This window comes from Variovorax sp. RO1, from assembly GCF_002849325.1.
Classification (GTDB): domain Bacteria; phylum Pseudomonadota; class Gammaproteobacteria; order Burkholderiales; family Burkholderiaceae_C; genus Variovorax.
The window spans coordinates 57575-80832 of the sequence record NZ_PKMT01000002.1 but is presented as its reverse complement, the minus strand read 5'-3'; the positions used below and the strand labels follow the sequence as shown (position 1 = coordinate 80832).

The 23258-nt window shown below is 68.5% G+C and carries 20 protein-coding genes, 1 tRNA gene and 1 pseudogene; 12 read left to right on the top strand and 10 right to left on the bottom strand.

What is annotated here, in order from left to right:
• Positions 1-10: 10 nt before the first annotated feature.
• Positions 11-1198, bottom strand: coding sequence for an acyl-CoA dehydrogenase family protein (locus tag CY658_RS11530; RefSeq protein ID WP_101490377.1), 1188 nt, complete (start codon positions 1196-1198; stop codon positions 11-13).
• Positions 1199-1440: 242 nt separating this feature from the next.
• On the opposite strand from CY658_RS11530, the gene CY658_RS11525 reads away from it, so the two are divergent.
• The 8 genes and pseudogenes from CY658_RS11525 (at position 1441) to CY658_RS11490 (ending at position 11235) form a co-directional block, all read left to right on the top strand.
• Positions 1441-2679, top strand: coding sequence for an ABC transporter substrate-binding protein (locus tag CY658_RS11525; RefSeq protein ID WP_101490376.1), 1239 nt, complete (start codon positions 1441-1443; stop codon positions 2677-2679).
• Between the two features lie 60 nt (positions 2680-2739).
• Positions 2740-3954 (top strand): ABC transporter substrate-binding protein, encoded by a 1215-nt coding sequence (locus CY658_RS11520; protein ID WP_101490375.1) that lies wholly within the window; start codon positions 2740-2742, stop codon positions 3952-3954.
• Between the two features lie 44 nt (positions 3955-3998).
• Positions 3999-5639 (top strand): 3-(methylthio)propionyl-CoA ligase, encoded by a 1641-nt coding sequence (locus CY658_RS11515; RefSeq protein ID WP_101490374.1) that lies wholly within the window; start codon positions 3999-4001, stop codon positions 5637-5639.
• 392 nt (positions 5640-6031) lie between these two features.
• A pseudogene (locus CY658_RS33110) lies at positions 6032-6898 on the top strand (Ig-like domain-containing protein); the annotation flags it as partial.
• Positions 6871-7308 carry an ATP-binding cassette domain-containing protein gene (locus CY658_RS11505; protein WP_374221117.1) on the top strand — a complete coding sequence of 146 codons (438 nt, stop codon included), beginning with the start codon at positions 6871-6873 and terminating at the stop codon, positions 7306-7308. The pseudogene CY658_RS33110 and the gene CY658_RS11505, both read left to right, overlap by 28 nt.
• Before the next feature lie 28 nt (positions 7309-7336).
• Positions 7337-8653, top strand: coding sequence for an HlyD family type I secretion periplasmic adaptor subunit (locus CY658_RS11500; RefSeq protein ID WP_257884844.1), 1317 nt, complete (start codon positions 7337-7339; stop codon positions 8651-8653).
• 23 nt (positions 8654-8676) lie between these two features.
• Positions 8677-10203 carry a TolC family protein gene (locus tag CY658_RS11495; protein ID WP_101490371.1) on the top strand — a complete coding sequence of 509 codons (1527 nt, stop codon included), beginning with the start codon at positions 8677-8679 and terminating at the stop codon, positions 10201-10203.
• A gap of 324 nt (positions 10204-10527) precedes the next feature.
• Positions 10528-11235: a hypothetical protein gene (locus tag CY658_RS11490; RefSeq protein ID WP_101490370.1), complete on the top strand. Its 708-nt coding sequence runs from the start codon at positions 10528-10530 to the stop codon at positions 11233-11235.
• Between the two features lie 85 nt (positions 11236-11320).
• Here the strand turns inward: CY658_RS11490 and CY658_RS11485 are convergent.
• Positions 11321-11397: transfer RNA gene (locus CY658_RS11485), tRNA-Met, on the bottom strand.
• A gap of 169 nt (positions 11398-11566) precedes the next feature.
• On the opposite strand from CY658_RS11485, the gene CY658_RS11480 reads away from it, so the two are divergent.
• Positions 11567-12235: a sigma-70 family RNA polymerase sigma factor gene (locus CY658_RS11480; protein WP_101490369.1), complete on the top strand. Its 669-nt coding sequence runs from the start codon at positions 11567-11569 to the stop codon at positions 12233-12235.
• Complete coding sequence (locus tag CY658_RS32995) at positions 12232-13467, top strand: hypothetical protein (protein WP_257884843.1); 1236 nt, start codon at positions 12232-12234, stop codon at positions 13465-13467. Before CY658_RS11480 ends, CY658_RS32995 begins: the two co-directional genes overlap by 4 nt.
• Before the next feature lie 42 nt (positions 13468-13509).
• Here CY658_RS32995 and CY658_RS11470 read toward each other — a convergent pair whose 3' ends face one another.
• Positions 13510-14289, bottom strand: coding sequence for an enoyl-CoA hydratase (locus CY658_RS11470; protein WP_101490368.1), 780 nt, complete (start codon positions 14287-14289; stop codon positions 13510-13512).
• A gap of 133 nt (positions 14290-14422) precedes the next feature.
• Between CY658_RS11470 and CY658_RS11465 the strand changes: the two genes are divergently transcribed.
• Entirely contained in the window at positions 14423-15031 is a 609-nt protein-coding gene (locus CY658_RS11465) for a DUF2325 domain-containing protein (RefSeq protein ID WP_101491252.1), read from the top strand.
• A gap of 10 nt (positions 15032-15041) precedes the next feature.
• On the opposite strand, the gene CY658_RS11460 is transcribed toward CY658_RS11465, so the two are convergent.
• The 3 genes from CY658_RS11460 to CY658_RS11450 are packed head-to-tail and all read right to left on the bottom strand — an operon-like array spanning position 15042 to position 18821.
• On the bottom strand, positions 15042-16919 hold the full coding sequence (locus CY658_RS11460; RefSeq protein ID WP_101490367.1) for a M61 family metallopeptidase: 1878 nt from the start codon (positions 16917-16919) through the stop codon (positions 15042-15044).
• Positions 16920-16923: 4 nt separating this feature from the next.
• Positions 16924-17643 carry a DsbC family protein gene (locus tag CY658_RS11455; protein ID WP_101490366.1) on the bottom strand — a complete coding sequence of 240 codons (720 nt, stop codon included), beginning with the start codon at positions 17641-17643 and terminating at the stop codon, positions 16924-16926.
• A gap of 50 nt (positions 17644-17693) precedes the next feature.
• The gene (locus tag CY658_RS11450; RefSeq protein WP_101490365.1) at positions 17694-18821 is read right to left on the bottom strand and encodes an FAD-dependent monooxygenase; all 1128 of its coding nucleotides are present in this window, start codon (positions 18819-18821) and stop codon (positions 17694-17696) included.
• Between the two features lie 86 nt (positions 18822-18907).
• On the opposite strand from CY658_RS11450, the gene CY658_RS11445 reads away from it, so the two are divergent.
• Positions 18908-19792, top strand: a complete 885-nt coding sequence (locus tag CY658_RS11445) for an MOSC domain-containing protein (RefSeq protein ID WP_101490364.1) — start codon at positions 18908-18910, stop codon at positions 19790-19792.
• A 7-nt stretch (positions 19793-19799) separates the two neighbouring features.
• On the opposite strand, the gene rbsD is transcribed toward CY658_RS11445, so the two are convergent.
• From rbsD to CY658_RS11425, 4 genes are read right to left on the bottom strand one after another with little or no spacing between them, the layout of a single operon-like run.
• Entirely contained in the window at positions 19800-20198 is a 399-nt protein-coding gene (rbsD, locus tag CY658_RS11440) for a D-ribose pyranase (RefSeq protein ID WP_070062770.1), read from the bottom strand.
• The gene (gene rbsK / locus CY658_RS11435) at positions 20195-21154 is read right to left on the bottom strand and encodes a ribokinase (protein WP_101490363.1); all 960 of its coding nucleotides are present in this window, start codon (positions 21152-21154) and stop codon (positions 20195-20197) included. The genes rbsD and rbsK overlap by 4 nt, the downstream gene beginning before the upstream one ends.
• Entirely contained in the window at positions 21151-22233 is a 1083-nt protein-coding gene (locus tag CY658_RS11430; RefSeq protein WP_101490362.1) for a LacI family DNA-binding transcriptional regulator, read from the bottom strand. Before CY658_RS11430 ends, rbsK begins: the two co-directional genes overlap by 4 nt.
• A 24-nt stretch (positions 22234-22257) precedes the next feature.
• Positions 22258-23256 carry an ABC transporter permease gene (locus CY658_RS11425; protein ID WP_099792949.1) on the bottom strand — a complete coding sequence of 333 codons (999 nt, stop codon included), beginning with the start codon at positions 23254-23256 and terminating at the stop codon, positions 22258-22260.
• Positions 23257-23258: the final 2 nt, after the last annotated feature.

Sequence of the window (23258 nt, the reverse complement as noted above, 5' to 3'; positions counted from 1 at the left end):
CTTCAACCGATCAAGCGAGGCGTGGTTCGCGCGGCATGTCGAGCCCGCGCTCCGCGATGATGTTTTTCTGGATCTGCGCGGTGCCGCCGCCGATGATCAAACCCAGGTCGAACATGTAGCGCTCCTGCCAGAGCGCCTGCGCGCGCAGGTGCGCGCTGCCGGGCATCAAGAGGCCCAGTTCGCCCAGCGCGTCGATGGCGAGCGCGGCCAGCTGGTGGCGCAGCTCGCAGCCCTGCAGTTTCACGACCAGCGCGGCCAGGCCCGGGTCTTCGCCGTTGGCCGCGGCCGTGAGCAGCCGCAGGCCGTGGCACTTCTGCGCCAGCACCTGGCCCTGCAGCCGCATCAAGCGGTCGCGCAGCATGGGCTGGTCGATGAGGCGCGAGCCGTCGACGGTTTCGGTCTGCATCAGCGTCGCGAGTTCCTGGTAGCGCTGGGTCGTGAGGTTGGGGTTGCCGAGCGAGCCGCGCTCGTGTTTGAGCGTGGCGTTGGCCACCTTCCAGCCTTCGCCGCGCTGGCCCACGATCTGGTGCTGCGGCACGCGCACATCGGTGAAGAAGACCTCGTTGAACTCGGCGTGGCCGGTCATCGTCTTCAGCGGGCGCACCTCGATGCCGGGTGTCTTCATCGAGAACAGCAGGTAGCTGATGCCCGCGTGCTTCGCGGCGCCGGGCTCGGTGCGAACGAGGCAGAAGATCATGTCGGCCACGTGCGCGGTCGAGGTCCAGATCTTCTGGCCGTTGATGACGAAGTCGCCACCGTCTTCGGTGGCGCGTGTCTGCAGCGAGGCCAGGTCGGAGCCCGCGCCGGGCTCGGAGTAGCCCTGGCACCAGACCACCTCGCCGCGCAGCGTGGGGCCGATCCATTCGCGCCGCTGCGCCTCGGTGCCCAACTCGAGCAGGGTGGGCACCAGCATCGAGATGCCCTGGTTGCCCAGCGGCGGCGCGGCGCCGGCGCGTGCGAACTCTTCGGTGATGAGGTGCGCCTCCATCACGTCGGGCGCGGCGCCGTGGCCGCCGTAGTCACGCGGCACGGTGCGGCCGGCGTAGCCGTGGTCCAGCAGCAGGCGCTGCCATGCGAGGGCGTCGGCGTCGGGGCGTTCGGCGGTGCGCGCGAACGCCGAGCGGTGGCCGTGCGTGGCGAGGAACGCGCGCAGCGCGTCGCGAAAGGCTTCGTAGCGGGGATTGAGCGTGAGGTCCATGCGGTGCTTGCCTTCGGTGCCCGCCGCGTTGCGCGGCGGTGCGTGTTGTCTCCGTGTCGAGGCTCATGCTAGGGGCAACCCTCGGGCGCTCTCAATCGTCCGTTCCGACGATGTGACGCGCCGGAGGCGCTGCCTACCATCCAGCCCGAACGCCGCACGAGGTCCGACAGAGGCCGATACGGGGCCGGTGAGAGGCCCGCGGCCGAGAGTTTCTTTTTCACAAGAACGACGGAGACAACACCATGACACGTTCCCTCTTTTCCGCCCGCCCCAGTGCGCGCCGCCGCCTGCTGGGCGCAGGCCTCGCGGCCACGCTCGGCTTGACTGTCGGCTTCGCGGTGCAGGCCCAGAAGCGCTACGACCCGGGCGCGAGCGACACCGAGATCAAGATCGGCCACATCGTTCCGTACTCGGGCCCGGTCTCGGCCTACGGCACCATTGGAAAGGCGGCGGCGGGCTACTTCGCCAAGCTCAATGCCGAAGGCGGCATCAACGGCCGCAAGGTCACGTTCATCTCGCTGGACGACGCCTACAACCCCTCGAAGACGGTGGAGCAGGCGCGCAAGCTGGTGGAACAAGACGAGGTGCTGGTGCTCTTCGGCCCGCTGGGCACGGCGCACAACCTGGCGATCCAGCGCTACATGAATGCGAAGAAGGTGCCGCAGCTGTTCGTGGCCACGGGCGCCACGCGCTTCGGCGACCCGAAGGCCTTTCCCTGGACCATGGGCTGGCAGCCCACGTACCAGACCGAAGGCAAGATCTACGCGCAGCACATCCTGAGCACGAAGCCCAACGCGAAGATCGCCGTGCTCATGCAGAACGACGACTTCGGCAAGGACTTCTTGAAGGGCTTTCTCGAAGCGCTCGGCGACAAGGCCAAGACGATGATCGTGGCGCAGTCGACCTACGAGGTGACCGACCCGACCATCGACAGCCAGATGGTCAACCTGAAGGCCTCGGGCGCCGACACCTTCTTCAGCATCACCACGCCCAAGTTCGCGGCACAGGCGATCCGCAAGGCGGCCGACATCGGCTGGAAGCCCACGCAGTACCTGTCGAGCGTGTCGGTGTCGGTGTCGGCGGTGATCAAGCCGGCCGGCCCCGAGAACGCGGTGGGCGTGATCTCGGCCACCTACCTGCGCGACCCGGCCGACGACATGTGGAAGGGCTCCAAGGAGTACGAGGACTACAAGACCTGGTTCAGCAAGTACTACCCCTCGGGCGACCTGAGCGATTCGCTCAACGTGCTGGGCTACTCGTCGGCGCAGACGCTGGAGCAGGTGCTGCGCAAGGCGGGTGACGACCTCACGCGCGCCAACATCATGAAGGTGGCGGCCAACCTGCAGTACAGCCCGCCGATGCTCTACCCGGGCATCGACGTGAAGACCTCGCCGACGGACTTCTATCCGATCGAGCGCATGCAGCTGGTGCGTTTCAACGGCACGCGCTACGAGCCCTTCGGCAAGGTGCTGGGCGATTGATCGATTGATTGATCGCCTCGTTCCTGATGTCTCCCTTTTCGTTTTTCCACTGAAGCCTCCATGACCTCCATCGTTCGACTGGCCGCCGCCCTGGGTGGCGCGGCCCTCCTGTTCACCGCCGGCGCGGCCCTCGCGCAGAAGAAGTACGACACCGGCGCATCCGACACCGAGATCAAGCTCGGCATGGCCATGCCCTACAGCGGCCCGGTGTCGTCGTACGGCATCGTCGGCAAGGTCAACGAGGCGTACTTCAAGATGGTGAACGACAAGGGCGGCATCAACGGCCGCAAGGTCACGCTCATCAGCTACGACGACCAGTACACGCCGCCGCGCACTACGGAGGTGGTGCGCAAGCTGGTCGAGCAAGACGAGGTGCTCGCCGTGTACGGCAACCTGGGCTCGGCCTCCAACGCCGCGATCCAGCGCTACATGAACGCCAAGAAGGTGCCGCACCTGTTCCTGGGCGTGGGCGCCGACCGCTTCAACGACCCCAAGACCTACCCCTGGACCACGCCCTACATGCCCAGCTACGAAGGCGAGGGCAGCCTCTACGCGAAGAACATCCTGAAGACGATGCCGAACGCGAAGATCGCCGTGCTCTACCAGAACGACGACTTCGGCAAGGACCTGCTCAAGGGCCTGAAGAAGGGCCTGGGCGACAAGGCCTCGATGGTGGTGGCCGAGGCCTCGTTCGAGGTGGCCGACCCGACGGTCGATTCGCAGATCATCAAGCTGCAGTCGTCGGGCGCCGACGTGTTCGTCAACTTCGCCACCGCGCGCTTCGCGGCGCAGGCCATCCGCAAAGCGTGGGACATCAACTGGAAGCCCAAGCAGCAGTACCTCACCTACGTGTCGGCCTACGTGAAGATGACGCTGGAGCCCGCGGGCCTGGAGAAGTCGAAGGGAATCATGGCCATGGCCTTCTTCAAGGACGCCGCGCAGCCGCGCTGGGCCAACGACCCGGCCACGCAGGAGTTCCTGGCCTTCATGAAGAAGTACGCACCCAACGAAGACGTGAACAACGCCGCCGGCGTGTACGGCTACGGCGTGGCGCAGGCCATGGAGACCGTGCTCAAGGCCTCGGGCGACAAGCTCACGCGCGAGAACCTGCTCAAGCAGGCCACCACGCTGAAGAACATGCGCACCGGCATGCTGCTGCCGGGCATTGCGCTGAACACCTCGGCCACCGACTACTTTCCGTTCAACACGCTGCAGCTGGTGCAGTTCAACGGCAAGGAGTTCGAGCCCATGGGTGATTCGATCGCCGTGAAGTAGCCTTGTGAAGCACGCTCACAAAAAATCCACAGGAGACACACACCATGTTCGGACTGATGCAGGACCGCCCGCTGCTGATCTCGTCGCTGATCGACCACGCGGCCACCTTCCACCCCCACGCCGAGATCGTCGGGCGCACCGTCGAAGGCCCGGTGCACCGCACCAACTACCGCGAGGTGCAGTTGCGTTCCAAGCAGGTGGCCAATGCGATGAAGGCGCTGGGCGTGGCGCCCGGCGACCGCGTGGGTACGCTGGCGTGGAACACCTACCGACACCTGGCGCTGTACTACGGCGTGTCGGGTTCGGGCGCGGTGCTGCACACGGTGAACCCGCGGCTCTTTCCGGAGCAGATCGACTACATCGTCAACCACGCCGAAGACAAGGTGCTGTTCTTCGACACCAGCTTCGCGCCGCTGGTCGAGAAGCTCGCACCCAAGCTCACGAGCGTGCGCGCCTTCGTCGCCATGACCGACCGCGCGCACATGCCGAGCATCGACGTGCCCAACCTGCTGTGCTACGACGAGCTCATCGGCGCGCAGAGCGAGGACTACACCTGGCCCGAGTTCGACGAGCGCACCGCCTCGTCGCTTTGCTACACCTCGGGCACCACGGGCAACCCCAAGGGCGTGCTGTATTCGCACCGATCCACCGTGCTGCATTCGCTGATGGAATGCGCGCCCGACACCTTCGGCGTGTGCTCGCAGATGACGCTGATGCTGGCCGTGCCCATGTTCCACGCCAACGCCTGGGGCATGCCGTACTCGGCGGCGATGGTGGGCGCCAAGCTCGTCATGCCCGGCCCGCACATGGACGGCCAGAGCCTGTACGAACTCATGCGCGACGAGAAGGTGAGCTTCTCGCAGGCGGTGCCGACCGTGTGGCTCATGCTGTTCCAGTACTTCGATGCCCACCCCGAAATCGACACCCGCGCCATCGGCCTGAAGCGCATCGGCGTGGGCGGCGCCGCCACGCCGCGCGCCATGATCGAACGCTTCGAGCGCGACTTCAACGCCGACTTCGTGCAAGGCTGGGGCATGACCGAGACCAGCCCCATCGGCGTGATCGGCAACCTGCTGCCCAAGCACCTCGCGCTCCCGAAAGATGAGCAGACGACCGTCAAGATGCGCCAGGGCCGCGGCGTGTGGGGCGTGGAGCTCAAGATCGTCGACGAGAACGGCCAGCGCCTGCCGCACGACGGCGTGGCCTTCGGCCACCTGCACGTGCGCGGCCCGTGGATTGCGAGCGGTTACTTCCGCAGCGAAGGCGGCGACGTGCTCGACGCCGAGGGCTTCTTCCCGACCGGCGACGTGGCCAACATCGACGCCGACGGTTATGTGCAGCTGGTCGACCGCGCAAAAGACGTCATCAAGTCGGGCGGCGAGTGGATCTCGTCGATCGACCTGGAGAACGCCGCCAGCGCGCACCCGGCCGTGGCCGAAGCGGCGGTGATCGGCATCGCGCATCCGAAGTGGCAGGAGCGGCCGCTGCTCATCGTGGTGACGCGCGCGGGCGCACAGGTCACGGGCGAGGAACTGCTCACTTTTCTTTCGCAGCGCGTGGCCAAGTGGTGGCTGCCCGACGACGTGGCTTTCGTCGACAGCCTGCCGCATACAGCCACCGGCAAGCTCCTGAAGACCAAGTTGCGCGAGCAGTTCAAGGGCTACGTCGCAGCCAAGTCAACTTGATGACAGTTGTTCGTTCTTTCTGTGCATAACTCTGTGGGTTGCCTGAGGAGGCGGACCCGCAGAGCGAGCATTGACGGGGCTTCGCACCACGTTGCTCACTGATTGAGCAGACCCGGATTTTCCCCGGCACTATTTACCCGCCACCTTCCTTTTCCCAAGGCCCTTGCGAGTCATCGACTTGCAAGGGCCTTTGTGCTTTGTACGGAGTCCGGGGGGCTTTGTTCACAGTTTCGACCTGTGCCTATCTCTGGGAGGAGTGCTTTCGGACTCGTCCGATGGATGTATCGGGACCGTCTTCCTAAAGTCATCGGTTAACAAAACCGTTGATCGAGTCGCGTGCATTTCGCGTGCTTGTCCGGTCCCCATTACTTTCTCCCGCACTAGGAAATCACATGGCAACGAAGAAGAAGACGAAGGTCGTCGTCAACAGCAACGGCAAGAACATCGATCACACGGTGGAAGCGGCAGCGAACGGCAAGGCGCCGCTCAAGATCAAGGTCGGCAAAGGCGCCAAGTACCTGCTCAAGGGCGAAGACGGCTTTGCACCGGAGAACGTGACTCTCACGCGCGTGGGTGCGGACCTGCAGGTCACGCTCGAAGGCGAGAGCAGCCCCAGCCTGGTGCTCGAGGGCTACTACGCGCAGTCCGAACCCGTGGGCCTGTATGGCGTGGCCGAAGACGGCCAGCTGTATGCCTACGCGCGCACCGATGCGGCCGGCGACATCTACACATTGTCCGAAGGCCAGTCCGCGCCCGTGGCGCTGGGCGGCGATTCGTTCGGCTCGGGTGTGTCGTACCTGGCAGGCACCGAAGCCGGCGGCGACAGCGACTTCTTCGGCGGCATGTTCCCCCTGCTGATGACCGGCGGCCTGGCGGCGCTGGGCCTGGGTGCGATCGCCGCGGCCAGCGGCAGCGACGGCGATCCCGCGCCCAGCCTGCCCCCCGTGGCGCCGCCCGTGGTTCAACCGCCCGGCAAGCCCGGCTTCGACGGCATCGGCGGTGCGCATGACGACGTGGGCCTCGTGCAAGGTCCGATCGAGCGCGGCGGCGAGACCGACGACACCCGCCCCGACTTCCATGGCACCGGCACGCCCGGCAACACCGTCACCGAAGGCATGACCACCGACGACGACCGCCCGACCTTCAGCGGCAAGGCCGAGCCGGGCGCCACCGTGAACGTGTACGACAACGGTGTGAAGATCGGCGAAGCCATCGCCGGCGGCAACGGCAGCTGGACGTTCACGCCCGACACGCCGCTGGCCAGCGGCAAGCACGCCTTCACCACCGAAGTGGTCGATGCGGCCGGCATCCGCGCGGCTACGACATGCCGATCGGCGAAGGCGGCCACGGCCTGTCGGGCGGGCAGCGCCAGCTGGTGGCGCTCGCGCGCTGCCTGCTGCTGCGCCCGCGCATCCTGCTGATGGACGAGCCCACGAGCTCGATGGACCTGCAGACCGAACACGAATTCCTGCGCCGCATGGCGCATGTCACCCAGGGCCAGACCCTGGTGGTGGCGACGCACCGGCTGTCGGTGCTCGACCTGGTCGACCGCATCGTCGTGATGGACGGCGACGGCAAGGTGTTCCTGGACGGACCCAAGGACACGGTGCTGGCGCGGTTGCGCGGCGCGGCCAGCAATGAACCGAACGAACAAGCGGTGCCCGCGTGAGCGCGCGCGCTGCCAAGGAAACGATGCCATGAACACGAACGAAACCACCGCAGGCCTTGACGCCGGCAAGGCGCTGCCGATGCCGGTGACCGCCCCGGCGGCGAAGCTGCCCGCGAAGATCGCGGGCCCGACCGGCCACGCGCGCCACGAAGACTCTCCTTTCGTGAAGGACCTGCGCGAGGCGATGCTGGTGCAGAAGACGCCGGGCAGCCTGCTGGTGCTGTACCTGATCGCCGCGATCCTCGTGGTCGGCGCCGTGTGGGCGCACTTTGCCAAGGTGGAAGAGATCACGCAGGGCGAAGGCCGCGTGATTCCTGCGAGCCGCGAACAGATCATTCAAAGCCTGGAAGGCGGCATCCTCGAAGAGATGAACGTGCACGAAGGCGACGTGGTCGAGCGCGGGCAGATCCTGCTCGAGATCGACGCCACGCGCGCCGGTGCCTCGTACCGCGAAGGCCTGTCGAAGGTGCAGGCGCTCAAGGGCGCGATTGCCCGGCTGCGTGCCGAGGCCTATGCACAGCCGCTGGTGTTTCCGCCGGACGTGCAGGGCGTGGACTCGATCGTGCGCGACGAGACGCAGGCCTACAACGCGCGCCGCCAGACGCTGAACGAAAGCGTGGGCGCGCTGAACCGCAGCCTGCAGCTGGCCGAGCGCGAGATCTCGCTGTCGGAGCCGCTGTCGGCACGCGGCCTGATGTCGGAAGTGGAAATCCTGCGCATGAAGCGCCAGTCCAACGAGTTCCGCCTGCAGATCGCCGAGCGCCAGAACAAGTACCGCGCCGAGGCCAACGCCGAGCTCACGCGCTTCGAGGGCGAGCTGGCGCAGGCCAAGGAGAACATGGGCGCGCGCGAAGACGTGGTCAAGCGCACGACCATCAGGGCGCCCGTGAAGGGCACCGTGAAGAACATCCGCGCCAACACCATCGGCGGCGTGATCCAGCAGGGCGCGGACATCATGGAGATCGTGCCGCTGGAAGACCAGCTGCTGATCGAAGCCAAGATCAAGCCGTCGGACGTGGCGTTCATTCGCCCGATGCTGCCGGCCACGGTGAAGATCTCGGCCTACGACTACGGCATCTACGGCGGCCTCACCGGCACCGTGGAGCACCTGAGCCCCGACACGTTGCGCGACGACGAGAAGGCGCGCCAGGGCGCGCGCGGCGACACCTCGTACTACCGGCTGCTGGTGCGCACGGACAAGGCGTCATTGAGCGCGGGCGACAAGGAGTTCCCCATCATTCCCGGCATGACCGCGACGGTCGAGATCCGCACGGGCGAGAAATCAGTTCTGAGCTACCTGCTGAAGCCGGTGCTCAAGGCACGCGAAGCGTTTCGCGAGCGATAGGCACAAAGGCAGGAGTCCAGATCATGAGAACGAAGAAGAAATCCATGCAGTCGGGCGTGTGCGCGCTGCTGTCGGTGTCGATGCTGTTCGGCGCCGGCGCAGCGTCCGCCCAAGCCGTGCAGGGCGATGCGCCCGCGCTGAAGGTGGCGCGCCGCCTGGCCGCATCGCCGGCCACGGCCCCCGTGCCGTTGGCGAACCTGCCGGTGGCCGTGGCGCCGATGGCCTTCGCGTCCGCGCCTGCGCCTGCGCCGCTCGTCGCGTCGTCGCCCGCACCGTTCCAGATGCGCAAGGTGGCGGCGTCCGCTTCGGCGCTCGGGCTGTCGGCCGACGCCGGCGAACGCCTGCGTGCCTACCTCGACGAGACGGTGCGCAAGGCGCTCGAGCTCAGCGCCGAGGCGCGCGAGGCCAATGCCAACTGGAAGGCCGCCGAGTACGACATCGACCAGGCCAAGGGCCAGCGCTGGCCGCAGGTGCAGGTGGGCGTGTCGTCGCCGACCGCGACCTTCGGCAGCGGCGCCAACAGCAACAGCGGCACGCGCAGCGCGGCCGGCAACCTGTCGGTCACGACGCCGGTGTACGACTGGGGGCGCCTGAGCGCCACCATCGACAGCCGCACCGAGACCTCGAAGGCGGCCTACCAGGCGGCGCAGCAGGTGCGCCAGAAGATCGCCTACGACACCGTGTCGGCGCTGCTCGAACAGCGGCGCCACCAGGCGGCGCTCGAGGCCAGCCAGGGCTATGTGACGCGCATGGAAGAGCTGGTCGACATGCTCAGCCAGATCGTGCAGAGCGACCGCGGCCGCGCCAGCGAACTCACGCAGGCGCGCGCACGCCGGCTGCAGGCCGTGACCCAGCGCGACGCCATCACGGCCAAGCTGCGCGAGGTGCAGGTGAGCCTCGTGAAGCTGGTCGGCGAAGAAGTGCAGTGGCCGGCCGACCTGGCATGGGAGATGCGCCCCGTCGTGCTGCAGGACGCATTGGTCGCGGGTGCCGAGCATCCGGCGATGCAGCAGGCACGGGCCGAAGCCAAGGCCGCCGGCTTGTACGCGGAGTCGGTGAAGGCGGGGCGCCTGCCGCAGCTGAACTGGGTGGTCGGCAAGAGCACGCAGGAAGATTCGCTGGGCAACAAGCAGCCGTGGTCCACGGGCCTGTCGCTGCAGTGGAACGCGTTCCAGGGCGGTTCGGGCCGCGCGTCGGAACGCGCGGCGTTCGAGCGCGCGGCGGCCGGTGAAGAAAAGGCCGAGGCCTCGGCGCGTGACCTGGCCTACCGCCTGCGCACGTCGGCCGAACAGCGCGACGCGTCCGCGAGCCGCGCCGGCGAGTACAGCGAGCTGATCCAGGAAACCGATCGCGTGCGCAAGATCTTCTTCGAGCAGTGGTACCACCTGGGCAAGCGCACGCTGCTCGACGTGCTGACCGCCGAGAGCGATCACTACGGCAACCAGTCGGCGCAGGTGACGACACGCTTCGATGCCGAAGCGGCCGACCTGCGCATGCGCGCCGACTCGGCGATGTTGCTGGACTGGCTGCGCGGCGCGAAGGTGCTGTGAGGGGCGCGAACAGGGGCAATTTTCGGAAGAGTCCTATGTACGTGCAGCGCCGCTCTTCCTAGGATGGGGTAGCACCGGGTCGTTCCGGTCGGCCCGCTTCATCGCGACCGGGTGCTTTCGCGTGCGGCGCCTGGAGCGAGCGGGCGGGACGCGCCTCCATTCATTCTTTTGGGAATTTCGAGCACCCATGCAGGTCCTGATCACCGGGTTCGCGAACTGCGGCCCGAACGCCCGAAGGCGCAGCCGCGCGATCACTGAGCCTGCCGCGGATTGCGGAATGGCCGTGCGCCGATGAGCCGGGCTCCCGCTTCTTCACCCGTCCCCGTGACGCGCCCGGCCCGCCGCATCGGTGTGCTGGGCCATGCCTTGCGCGAGCGCGAATACGCGCGGCGCGTGCTGCGCGCGCTCGGCGTGGCGCCGCTGGTGTTCACCAGCGGCGACGAATTGACGGCGCTGGGCGACGACCTGGCGCGCCTGAACCTGCTGTTCCTGGGCGACGCGCCGCCGACCGACCGCGAAGGCGAGGTGGCATTGCCGCCGGGGGTGCTGTCGTCGATCGGAAGCAAGCTCGTTCAGTTGGCGCACGCCGACTCGGGCCCGGCGCCCACGCGGCACCTGCGGGCGCGTCCGCCCATGCAGCCGCCGTCGTTCGACGATTTCTACCGGGACATCCTGCTCGTGTTGCAAACCCGCGGACTGGGCTGCGCGACGCCGAAGCCGCTCACGTGGGGCGCCTACAGCTTCCACCCGCTGGAACGCAGCGTGAGCTTCCCGGGCCGGACACGCCGCCTCGACCCGGTGACTTTCGATCTGGCGCTCGAGTTCTTCTTCAACGCCGAGCGGATGCTTTCGCTCGCGCGGCTGCGGCGGATGATGAACCCCGTGCGCGGCGCGCGCAGGTTCTGGGGCAACGAGCTGATCGGCACGCTGACCGACGTTGCGGACGAACTGGAACTGCACGGCGCCCACGGCTGGCGCCTGGTGCATTGCGAGCCGGAGGCGTTCCGGTTGGACCGGGAGGCGATTCCTTGAGCAGGTTCCGGGCAAGAAAAAAGCCCTAAGTCGTTGAAAACTTAGGGCTTTTTTTCACTTCTCCGCCGAGGCGGGGAAGTGGTGTTGGTGGCTCTTCACGGATTCGAACCGCGGACCTGTGGATTATGATTCCATCGCTCTAACCGACTGAGCTAAAGAGCCGTTCAGTACAAAACTGCACCGAAGCCCAAAATTATAGCCCAGGCTTTGGGCCGAGTTCAACACCCGGCGTTTTCAGGTCGATTTTTCTGCGTCCGATCGCTTCGGAACGCACACCGGCTTAACCCCGATCGCGCCGCTGGCCCGTACAAGCTCGGGTGACAATCCTCCGATGTCTGCGCTGCCCCGCGCCCCTTCTTCTGCTGCCGCCACCGCGCGCGACGCCATGCCCGACGATCAGTTGATGCTGGCCTACGCCCACGGCGATGCCGCGGCCTTCGACGTGCTCTATGCGCGCCACGAAGGCGGCCTGTTCCGCTTCGTCAAGCGCCTGCTCGGCGCGCGGCTGGTGGCGCAGGCCGACGAGGTGTTCCAGGACACCTGGGTGCGGATCATCTCGGCGCGCGACAGCTTTTCGCCGCAGGGCGCCACGTGGCGCACCTGGGCCTTCACCATCGCGCACAACCTCGCGATGGACCGCCTGCGCGTGAGCGGGCGCGAAGTGACGCTCGATGGCCACGCGACCGACGACGATGGCGACGCGGTGCCCGCACTCGATCGTGGCGTGCACGGTGCCACCGACTTGTCGGCGCATCCGTCGGCCGAAGAGCTCGCGTTCTGGCGCGCCGCCGGTCGCCGGCTGCTGGTCTGCCTCGACGAATTGCCGGCCGAGCAGCGCGCGGCTTTTCTCTTGCACCATGAAGACGGCCTGACCGTCGACGCGCTCGCGGCCAGGCTGGAGATCGGCTTCGAGACCGTGCGCAGCCGCCTGCGCTACGGGCTGCAGAAACTGCGCGGCTGCATGGAACGCTACCTGTCGGTGCTGGAGCAGCGGGCATGAGCACCGGCATGGACGACGACCTGCACGACCCGCGGCTGCGTCGCGCGCTGGACCACGCGCCCGACCGCGATGCGATGCCCGCGGCCCACACGCGCGAGGCGATCCTGAAGATGGCGCACAACCTCGCCGGGGCTTCCGCACCGGCGGCCGGCCGTGCGGCGGAGGCCGCGCCGTGGTGGCGACGCGTGTTCGGCGGCGGTGGCAGTCCCCGCTCGCGCATGCCGTGGAATGCGGCCTTCGCGACGGTGCTCGTGGCGACCTTCGTGACCGTGCTGTGGCATCGCGAGCCGGTGCCCGAGGCCGGGCTTGATGGCGAAGCGCAAGTGGCCAGGGCGCCCGCGCCGGCATCGGCACCGCCTGCGCAATCGGCCGAGGCGCCGGCAGCAGCGCCGGTGCCAGCCGCGCCCCCTGCTGAACCGGCCGCAACAGCAGACATGACGCCGCCCGCTGCGCAGCGCAGCGAAGCGTCGCGCGATGCGAAAGAGACCCTGAAGCAGCGCGAGACGCAGGAAGCGCGTGACGCAACGCGGCGGCGCGAAGCCCCCGCTGCGGCGTCGATTCAGAAGGACGAAGAACGGATGCGAGAAAAGGCGGCGCCCGCGGCTCCGGTGGTGCAAGCCCCGGCGCCTGCCCCCGCCGCACCCGCCATCGCGTCGGCGCCTGTGCCCGCGGCTTCTCCCATGGCCGATGTCGGTCGGAGCCCGGTGCCCTATGCCGCCGCACCACCCGCGCCCGCCGCAGCAGCACCGCCGATGCAGCGCGAGTCCGCAGAAACGACGTCATCGCTCGCCGCACAAGGCGGTGCCAGCGCGAACGTCGCAGGCATGCAGCGCCGCGCTGCGCCCGCGTCCGCACCGGCCGCAGCCAAGGCCGCCGCACCACGCGCGGCGACTGAGGCCGTCACGACCGGTGGCTTCACCGCACTGGACCGCTGGACCGCCCTCGACATTACACGTGCCGGCGCCACCACGCGCCAGGCGCGCGGCGACACCGAAGGCCTCGCGGCGCTGGTGAACACCGTGGCGCGCGCGGCCACCATGTCGGGCGGGGAATCGAGTGCGCCGGTCGAGGCGCGCCTCGAACTGCGGCGCGACGGCGCGTTGCTGGCCGTGCTCGAGATCGCGGGCGATCAGGTGCGGTGGACGCCGCAGCCGGGCGGCCCCGCATCCATCGGCGCGCCGCCGGCACCGGCGCTCGAGGCGCTGCGCACGGCGCTGTCACGGACCCGCTGACGGCGACCGTTGCAGTCGCCGGGCCCGTGACGATTCAGCGGATCAGGCGTTCTTGAAGTCCGGGGCCCGCTTGTTCAGGAAAGCGTCCATGCCTTCCTTCTGGTCCTGCGTGGCGAACAGCGCGTGGAACAGGCGGCGTTCGAACATCACGCCGTCGCTCAGGCCGCTCTCGAAGGCGCGGTTGACCGATTCCTTGGCGGCCATCACGGCGATCTGCGAGTAGCCCGCGATGATCAGCGCGGCACCCAGCGCTTCGTCGGCCAGCTTCTCGAAGGGCACCACGCGGCTCACGAGGCCCGCGCGCTCGGCTTCGGTGGCGTCCATCATGCGGGCGGTGAGCGCCATGTCCATGGCCTTGCTCTTGCCCACCGCGCGCGGCAGGCGCTGCGTGCCGCCGGCACCGGGGATCACGCCGATCTTGATCTCGGGTTGGCCGAACTTGGCGTTGTCGGCCGCGATGATGAAGTCGCACATCATCGCCAGCTCGCAGCCGCCGCCCAGTGCGAAGCCGCTCACGGCCGCGATGACGGGCTTACGGATCGAGCGGATGGTTTCCCAGTTGCGCGTGATGTAGTCGCCCTTGTAGGTGTCGATGAAGCTGTACTTGGCCATCGCCGCGATGTCGGCGCCGGCCGCGAAGGCGCGCTCGCTGCCCGTGAGGATGATGCAGCCGATGGCGTCGTCGGCATCGAAAGCCTTGAGCGCCTGGCCCAGCTCGGTCATCAGCGCATCGTTCAGCGCATTGAGGGCCTTGGGGCGGTTGAGGGTGACGATGCCGACCTTGCCTGCTTCGGTCCGCACTTCGATGTTTTCGTAGCTCATGGTGTCTCTGTCTCCGGGGGAGGTGGGGGAAAAAACGCGTTCCACTATACCGAGCATGGCCTCGGGCCCGCTGACGCGCGGGTGTTTCATTTGAGAATTGTTCTCATCTAGAATGACCGCCATGGACTTCCCGATGCAAGAACATGCCGTGTTGCTGCGGGCTTACGCCCGGGTGCAGGAGCGTTGCTCGCGCCTGCTGATGGAGCAGGCCGCTCGGGTCGAGCGGCTCGAGGCGCAGATCGTGCGGTTGCGCGGCGCACTGGTGGCGCGCGACTCGGCGATTGCCATCGTGCGCGAAGAGCTGGCGGCGCGCGCGGCCGCGGGCACCGCCTTGCCCAAACGCCTTCATGGGTTGCTGGCGCCGGGCGGCCGACGCCACCATGCCCTGCCGCCGGGGCCCGAGGTGCCCGCCGATCTGCGTGCCAAGTCGGTGCTGTGTGTCGGCCGTTCGGAAGCGGCGCCCGAGGCGCCTTCGCTGGCGCGCCAGCTCGTGGAGATTGCCGGCGGCCGTTACCTGCACCACGACGGCGGCGACGATGCCGACGACCCCGCGGCGCTCGAAGCGGGCCTGCGCGCGGCCGACCTCGTGATCTGCCAGACCGGCTGCGTGAGCCACGGCGCCTACTGGCGCGTGCAGGACCACTGCCGCCGCACCGGCAAGCCCTGTGTGCTGGTGGGCGAGCCGCAGCCGATGCTGTTCGTGCGACCGTCGCTGGCGGCGGCCGTCGATCACGCGGGCTGAACGGAAGAAATTACGGCTTGGCTGCGAGCCAGGCCGAGACCTTGGCCGCGTCGTGCGAGAACAGCCGCCACGTGGTCGAGCCCGTCGGCAACGTGAGCGGCAGGCGCAGCAGCCGGCGGTCGCGCGAGACGAGGGCGGTGCACTTCGCGGCATTGCCGAGATACAGCGCCAGGTCGTCGAGCTTCGTGAGGCGCCAGGCCTGCGCAGGCTGCGATGCGCCCTTGCCGCGACCACCGACGGCCGGCAGTTCGATGCCGAGCCATTCGTCGTTGGCCGAGAAGCCTGCCTTCTCGGCGGCGCCGCCGCGCAGCACGACCTTGATCTGCACGCTGCCGCCGGTTTCGGCCACGCGCAGTCCGAGCGCCTGCGCCGGTTGCGACGGGTCGTCGAGCGTGGCGACGCCGTGTGCGCGCAGCAGGTCGGCCAGCGGGAGTTCGTCGGTGGAATGCACCCAGCGCGCCAGTTCCGGCGCGTACGAGCGTCCGCCCACAGCTTCGAGCGCGGCGGCAATGTCGGCTTCGCTGATCGGGCCGCCGTTGCTGTGCGTCCAGAGGTGGCGCATCACGTCGTCGAGCGTGCCCTTGCCTTCCTGGCGCAGCGTGAGGTCGAAGCACAGCGCCACCAGCGCGCCCTTGGTGTAGTAGCTGACGGTGCTGTTGGGCGTCTGCTCGTCCTGTCGGTAGTACTTGACCCAGGCGTCGAAGCTCGCGTCGGCGACAGGCTGCACGAGCCGGCCCGGAGTCTGCAGCACCTGGTTGATGGTCTTGTTGAGCAGCCGCAGGTAGGCCGCGTCGTCGATGCGGCCGGCGCGGCGCAGCAGCAGGTCGTCGTAGTAGCTCGTGAAGCCTTCGAAGAACCACAGCAGCTGCGTGTAGTTTTCCTGGCTGTAGTCGTAGCGCGCGAACTCCGCCGGGCGCATGCGCTTGACGTTCCAGGTGTGGAAGTACTCGTGGCTGATGAGGCCCATCAGCGTGGTGTAGCCCTCGGGCTGCTTCTTCTTTTCGCCGCGCTGCGGCAGGTCGCGGCGGTTGCAGATGAGCGCGGTGGAATGGCGGTGCTCGAGCCCGCCGTAGCCGTCGTCCACGGCATTGAGCATGAAGACGTAGCGGTCGATCGGCAGCTTGGGCCCGCCCCGCTTGCCGGCCTTGTCGCCGTGCCAGAAACGGATCTCGGCTTCGCAGATGGCCTGCGTGTCGGCGATGAGCCGATCGCCGTCGAACGAGGCCGCGGCGCCCGCGATCACGAAGCGGTGCGGCACGCCGCAGGCTTCGAATTCGGCGCTCCAGAAAGCGCCCATCTCGACCGGGCTGTCGGCCAGTTCGTCATACCCGGCGGCGCGGTAGCTGCCGAAGCCGTGCTTGTCGGCCTTCGTCGGCACGAGCGCGGTGGCGCACGACCAGCGCGCGGCGTCTGCCGCCAGCGTGGGCGGCACGATCTCCAGCGCATGCGGCGCCTCGGTCTGGCCTTCGACACGCAGGCAGACACTGGTGCCGTTGAAGAAGCCACGCGTGGCGTCGAGCCATGCGGTGCGCACCGAGTTGTCGTAGGCGCACACCTGGTAGTGCAGCACCAGCGGCTGGCCCGGCACGCAATCGATCTGCCAGCTGCACTTGTCGAGCTGCGTCAGCACCGGCTTGCGACGACCCTGTGTGGCGCGCAGGCCCTGCAGGTTCTTGGCGAACTCGCGCACGAGGTAGCTGCCCGGAATCCACACCGGCAACGCCACGCGCTGCTGCGCGGCGGGCGCGGCGATGGTCAGCGTGACGGCGAACAGGCGGGCATGAAGGTCCGCGCACTCGACGCGGCAATGCACGGCGGGCGCGGCGGTTGCGGCTGCGGCCGTGCGCCGGGAAGCGGAGGTCGTCGAGGTCGTCGAGGTGGTCGCCATTGGATCAGTTGGCGGCGGCGAGTTGCTTCTCGACCTGTTCGGCGGGAATGGCGCCCGGGACGCGGCTGCCGTCGGTGAAGATCAGCGTGGGCGTGCCGGTGATGTTGTACTTGCGGCCGAACTCCACGTTGCGCTCCAGCGCCGTCACGTTGCAGCTGGTGGCTGCGGCGGCGGGCTTGACGCTGTTTTCCATCCAGTCGGCCCAGGCCTTGCCCGGGTCCTTGCTGCACCAGATGTCGCGCGACTTGGCGGTCGAGTCGGCGCCGAGCACGGGGTACAGGAACATGTAGACGGTCACGTTGTCGACCTTCTTCATGTCTTTCTCGAAGCGCTTGCAGTAGCCGCAGTTCGGGTCTTCGAAGACCGCGACCTTGCGCTTGCCGTTGCCGCGCACGATCTTGATGGCGTCTTTCAGCGGCAGCTTGTCGAAGGCGACGGCGGTGAGCTTCTCGACGCGCTCTTCGGTGAGGTTGCGGCGCGTCTTGGCGTCGATCAGGTTGCCCTGCAGCAGGTAGTTGCCTTGCTCGTCGGTGTAGAGCAGCTGGCTGCCGCCGACGCGCACTTCGTACAGGCCCGGTACGGGCGTCTTGGTGACTTCCTCGATGGGCGGGAGCTGCGGGATGTGCGTCGGCAGGTTCTTGCGGATCTCGGCCTCGCCCGCGCCGGCGGTGGAGAGCGTGAGCAGCGCGCAGGCGGCAACGAGAAGGTGGCGGACGAAGGTCATCGGGAAGGTTTCGGGAAAAAGGTGGAGGGCTGGTGGGCGGCGTCAGGCGATCAGGCTTTGAGGCCCATGGCTTGTGCGGTGATCCAGTGCTTCACGAAGCGCGTGCGGTCGAAACCGCGCATGCCCCAGTTGCGCAACGCAGGAAGTGGACCCAGGTTGTGCGAGAAAAGTTGCTGCAATCCGTCGGTGGCCAGGCTCATTTGCAGCACGTCGGCGCGGCGGGCGCGTTCGTAGCGGCGCAGCAGGCGGGCGTCGCCCACGCTGCGCCAGTAGTCGCGGGTGCGGATCACCTCGGCCAGCGCGGCCGCATCGGACAGGCCGAGGTTCAGGCCCTGGCCCGCCAGCGGGTGCACCGTGTGGGCGGCGTCGCCCGCGAGCACCCACGATTGGGTGGGTTGGCCGGGCATCGTGCCGGACCAGCGGTCGGCGATGGCGCGCGACAGCGGCCACACGGCGCGTTCGCTCGTGAGCCGCAGCGAGCCCAGCTCGCCGTGGCTGGCTTCGCTCACGGCGGCGCTGAATTCTTCGACGCTTTGCGCGACCAGCTCGGGCACGCGCAACTGGTCGACCGACCACACCAGCGCCAGCGTCTTGCCGTGCACGCCGCCCAGCGGCAGCAGGGCGAACACCTCGCCGCGGTCGTTGAACCACTGGCGCGCGATGCCGTCGTGCGTGTGCGCGGCCTCGAGCCGCGCGGCAATGGCGTGCTGCGGGTAGCGCGTGACCTCGTAGCTCACGCCCAGCGCCGCGCGCGAGGCGCTGGCCTTGCCTTCGCACACCACGGTGAGCGGCGCGGCCACGGGCTCGGTCACCACGTCGATCAGGGGCTGGAAGCGCACCGCGTCGGCCAGTTGCTGTTCGAGCGCGGGCACGTCGACGATCCAGGCCAGCGCCTCGACCTTCTGGCGCGCGGCGCTGAACTGCACGCGGCCGCCGTCGTCGCCGTGCACCTGCATCTCGTGCACCGGCGTGGCATGGGCCGTGTCGGGCCAGCCGCGCAGCGATTCGAGCAGCGTGCGGGACGCCACGTTGAGCGCGTACGCCCGGATGTCTTCCTTGGCCGGCGGGGCGGGCGGCACCACCAGCGCGACGCGCACGCGTTCGCGTGCCAGCAGCAGCGCCAGCGTGCGGCCGACGATGCCGGCGCCGCGGATACAAACTTCGGGTGAGAGGGCCATCGAACGATTGTAGGAGTTGCCTCGCGTACGGGCGCCGATACCCGTTCATGCGGGAGAATGGCCAGCGATTTCAAAGGAACCCCACCGTGTCGCAGCCGTCCGCTTTCGATCTCCAGGCCACCATCGCCCGCCTGTTCGTGTACCCCGTCAAGTCGTGCGCGGGCGTCGAGCTCAATGAGATGCTGCTCACCGAAACCGGCCTGGAGTTCGACCGCGCCTGGATGGTGGTCGATGCGCAGGGCGAGTTCGTCACCCAGCGGCAACTGCCGCGCATGGCGCTCATCCGGCCGCAGATGAAGCACACCGAGGTCGTGTTGCGCGCGCCCGGCATGCTGGCGCTGCACCTGGCCTTCGACCGCGTCGAGCAGCCGGTGCGCGTGCGCGTGTGGAAGGACGACGTGGCGGCCTACGACATGGGCGACATTGCCGCCCAGTGGTTCAGCGACTTTCTGTCAGAGCCCGGCAAGCCGCAGACGCTGCGGCTGGTGCGCTTCGACCCTGAGTACCAGCGCCTGTCGAGCCTCAAGTGGACCGACGGCGTCGAGGCACTGAACCAGTTTGCCGACGGCTTTCCGCTGCTGGTGGCCAGCGAAGGCTCGCTGGCCGAGCTCAACGAGCGCCTCGCCGCGGCCGGCCACGGCCCGGTCGGCATCGAGCGCTTCCGCCCGAACATCGTGCTGGCCGGCATCGAGTCGCACGACGAAGACCGGGTCGACGCGCTGCACGTCACCACCGGCGAGGGCGAGGCCGAGCTGCGCCCGGTCAAGCCCTGCACGCGCTGCCCCATTCCCGACATCGACCCGGCCACCGCGCTCAGCAGCCCCGAGGTCGGCGACATGCTGCGCACCTACCGCGCCGACGCGCGCGTGGACGGCGGCATCACCTTCGGCATGAACTGCATCGTGATGCAGGGCGTGGAGCACCTGCTGAAGGTGGGGCAGCCTGTGGGCGCGAACTACCGCTTCGAGTAAAGGGCGATCAGAACGCCACGCCGGCGACCAGGATGATGTTCGCGTAAGGCGTGCATTCGCCCGTGCGCACCACGGCCTTGGCGCGCGCGCTCACGCGCTTCAGCTCTTCGTGCGAGATGACCTGCGGCACCACGCCCAGCTGGCCTTCGCACCACGCGGGCAGCGTGCCGGCAGGCAAGGGCTCCAGTGCTTCGCGTGCGATGAGTGCGCTCTCGACTTGCATTTCCGACAGCACGGCTTTCAGCACGTCGCTGATCCCCGGCACACCGCGCGCCACGGCCAGATCGATGCGGCGCGGGCCGTCGGGAATGGGCAGGCCGGCGTCGCCGATCACCAGCATGTCGCCGTGGCCCATGGAGGCGATCACGTGGGAGAGTTCGGCGTGCAGCAAGGGAGAGCGTTTCACAGCGTGGTCCAGTCGGGGGGCAGGGGGCTGCGCAGCACGGCATCGCGCAGCGGAATGGAGGGTTGGGCGCCGGGTTGCTGGATGCACAGCGCGGCGGCGCGAATGCCCAGGCGCACGGCTTCGTCGAACGATTGGCCTTCGCCCAGTGCCACGGCGAGCGCACCCAGAAAAGTGTCGCCGGCGGCGGTGGTGTCGACCGCCTGCACCTTCGGCGCGGGATGGTGGCGCGCGCCGTCGGCGTCGACTGCCACCGCGCCGCGCGAGCCCAGCGTCACGACCACGCGGGCGATGCCGCGCGCGCGCAGCGCCTGGCCGGCCTGCGCGGCTTCTTCGGGGCTGTCGGCGTTCTGGCCCGACAGCGTCTGCGCTTCAATTTCGTTGACCACGAGCGTGTCGATGCGGGGCCAGAGCGCCTCGGCGATGGTTTGCACCGGCGAGGGGTTGAGCATCACCGCGCAGCCCGCGTCGTGCGCGGCGGCGATGGCGCGCGCCACCTGGTCCATCGGGGTTTCGAACTGCGCGACAAGGAAAGCCGCGCCTTGCAGCTGCGTGCGCAACGCGGCGTCGTCGAGGGCGACGCGCGCGTTGGCGCCGGGGATCATCACGATGCGGTTCTGCCCACTGTCTTCCACCAGGATCAGTGCCGTGCCGGTGGGCTCGGCGGTGTCGGTGCGCAGCGCGGAGGTGTCGATGCCGTCGCGTGCGAGTGCATCGCGCAGCGCCTGGCCGTGGGCGTCGTCGCCCACGCAGCCGATCATGTGCACCTGCGCACCTTCGCGCGCGCAGCTCACGGCCTGGTTGGCGCCCTTGCCGCCGGGGATGGCGTCGATCGAGCGGCCCAGCAGGGTTTCGCCCGCGGCCGGCGCGTGCGGCACACGCAGCACGATGTCCATGTTCAGGCTGCCGAGCACCACGATGCGCGGTGGCGTGGAGGAAGAGAGAGGCTGAAGGCTCACGAGGTGCGGGACTTGGAAGGTGTGGCGGTGGTGGAGGAGGAGGCGGGCGTCACGCCCGCTTCGCGAAAGCCCGCGTGGCGCGCGGTCGAGGCGCGCACGCGCAGCTCGGGTTGCAGCACGACCTTGCGTGCGTCGCGGCGCTTGCCGCCCATGCGCTCCAGCAGCATGTCGACCGCCAGCGCACCGATGCGCTCCTTGGGCTGCGCCACGGTGGTGAGCGGCGGGCTGGTGTAGGCCGACAGTTCGATGTCGTCGAAGCCCACGATGGAGAGTTCGTCGGGCACGCGCACGCCGCTTTCATGCGCGGCACGCAGCGCGCCGATGGCCATCAGGTCGTTGCACACGAACACGGCCGAAGGCTTCTGCTCGGTGCGCAGGATGGCGTGCATCGCCTCGTAGCCGCCCTGGCTGGTGAAGCCGCCGCGCCACAGCAGCGCGTCGGCGTTCGGTGCCGAGCCGGTCTCCGCCAGCGCCATGCGCCAGCCTTCGATGCGCTGCTCGCTCGACGTCACGCCCGTCGGCCCGCCGATGCAGGCGATGCGCTTGTGGCCCAGCGACAGCAGGTGCCGCACGGCGAGCAGGCCGCCCTGCATGTGAGCGGTTTCCACCAGGTCGCAGGCCGGGTCGGCGATCTCGCGGTCGACCAGCACGGTGGGAATGCGCAGGCCGCGCAGCTGGGTGGCGAGCGAGTCGTCTTCGTCGGCACCGGTCGACACCACGATGAGCCCGTCGATACGGCGCTCGGCCAGCACTTGCAGGTACACGCTCTGGCGCCGGGGTTCGTCGTCGGTGTTGCACAGCACCAGCGTGTAGCCGGCGCCGAAGCAGCGGTCTTCCACGATGCGCACGATCTCGGCGAAGTAGGGGTTCGAGCTGTTGGGAATGAGCATGCCCAGCGTCGAGGTGGTGTTGCTCTTGAGGCTGCGCGCCATCGCGTTGGGCACGTAGCCCAGCTCGCGAATCGCCAGCTCGACGCGCTCGCGCACCTTGGCGCTCACGTGGCGCGTGTCGTTGACGACGTGCGACACGGTGGTGACGGAAACGCCCGCCTGGAGTGCAACGTCCTTGATGGTGGCCATGGTTGTCCTTGTTCCTGTGGAAGCTCAGGCCAGCCGGCGATCGGCCCGGCGCTGGCGCAGGGTGTCGATGATGACGGCCACCACGATCACCGCGCCCGTGATGATGCGCTTGCTCGGCTCGCTCGCGCCGACCTGTGCCAGGCCGGCTTCGAGCACCGCGATGATCAGCACGCCGAAGAAGGTGTTGACCACCGAGCCGCGTCCGCCCATGAGGCTGGTGCCGCCGATGACCACGGCCGCGATCACCTGCAGCTCGATGCCGACGCCGGCGTTCGGGTCGGCGGCTTCAAGGCGGGCCGACTGCATCAGGCCCGCGAGCCCGGCCAGCAGGCCGGTGACGGCGAACACGATGATGCGGATGGGGCGCGGGTCGATGCCCGCCAGGCGCATGGCTTCTTCATTGGTGCCGATGCCCACGACATGACGGCCGAACACGGAGCGCGTGAGCACCAGCTGCCCCACGGCCACCAGCACCACCGCGAGCACGAAGGCGGCCGAGATGCCGCCGATCCATGGCGCGGCCAGGCCCGAGATGGCGTCGCCCACGTACTGCGTGCGCGAATCCGTGACCAGGTAGGCGCCGCCGCGCACGGCTTCGAGCATGCCCAGAGAGACGATGAAACTCGGCAGCCGCCACGCGACCGACACCGCGCCCGTCACCGTGCCGCAGACCAGCCCGGTGGCCAGGCCGAGCATGGCGGCCAGCGGCACCGAGAGCTTCCATTCGAGGATGGCAGCGGCCGTGACGGCCGCGCTGAGTGCGAGCACCGAGCCCACCGACAGGTCGATGCCCGCGATGATCAGCACGAAGGTCATGCCCACGGCCATCACGGCCAGCGCCGGGATTTCATTGGCGATCGAGATGAAGGTGTCGCGCGTGAGGAAGTATTCGCTCATCGAGCCGAACAGCGCAATCATGCCCAGCAGCACGACCGTCAGGCCCAGGTAGGTGCCGAGCTGGCCCTTGAGTGCGGACGGCGGCTTGCGGGTGGCAGCGGAAGAAGAAGGGGAGGCGGCGTTCATGG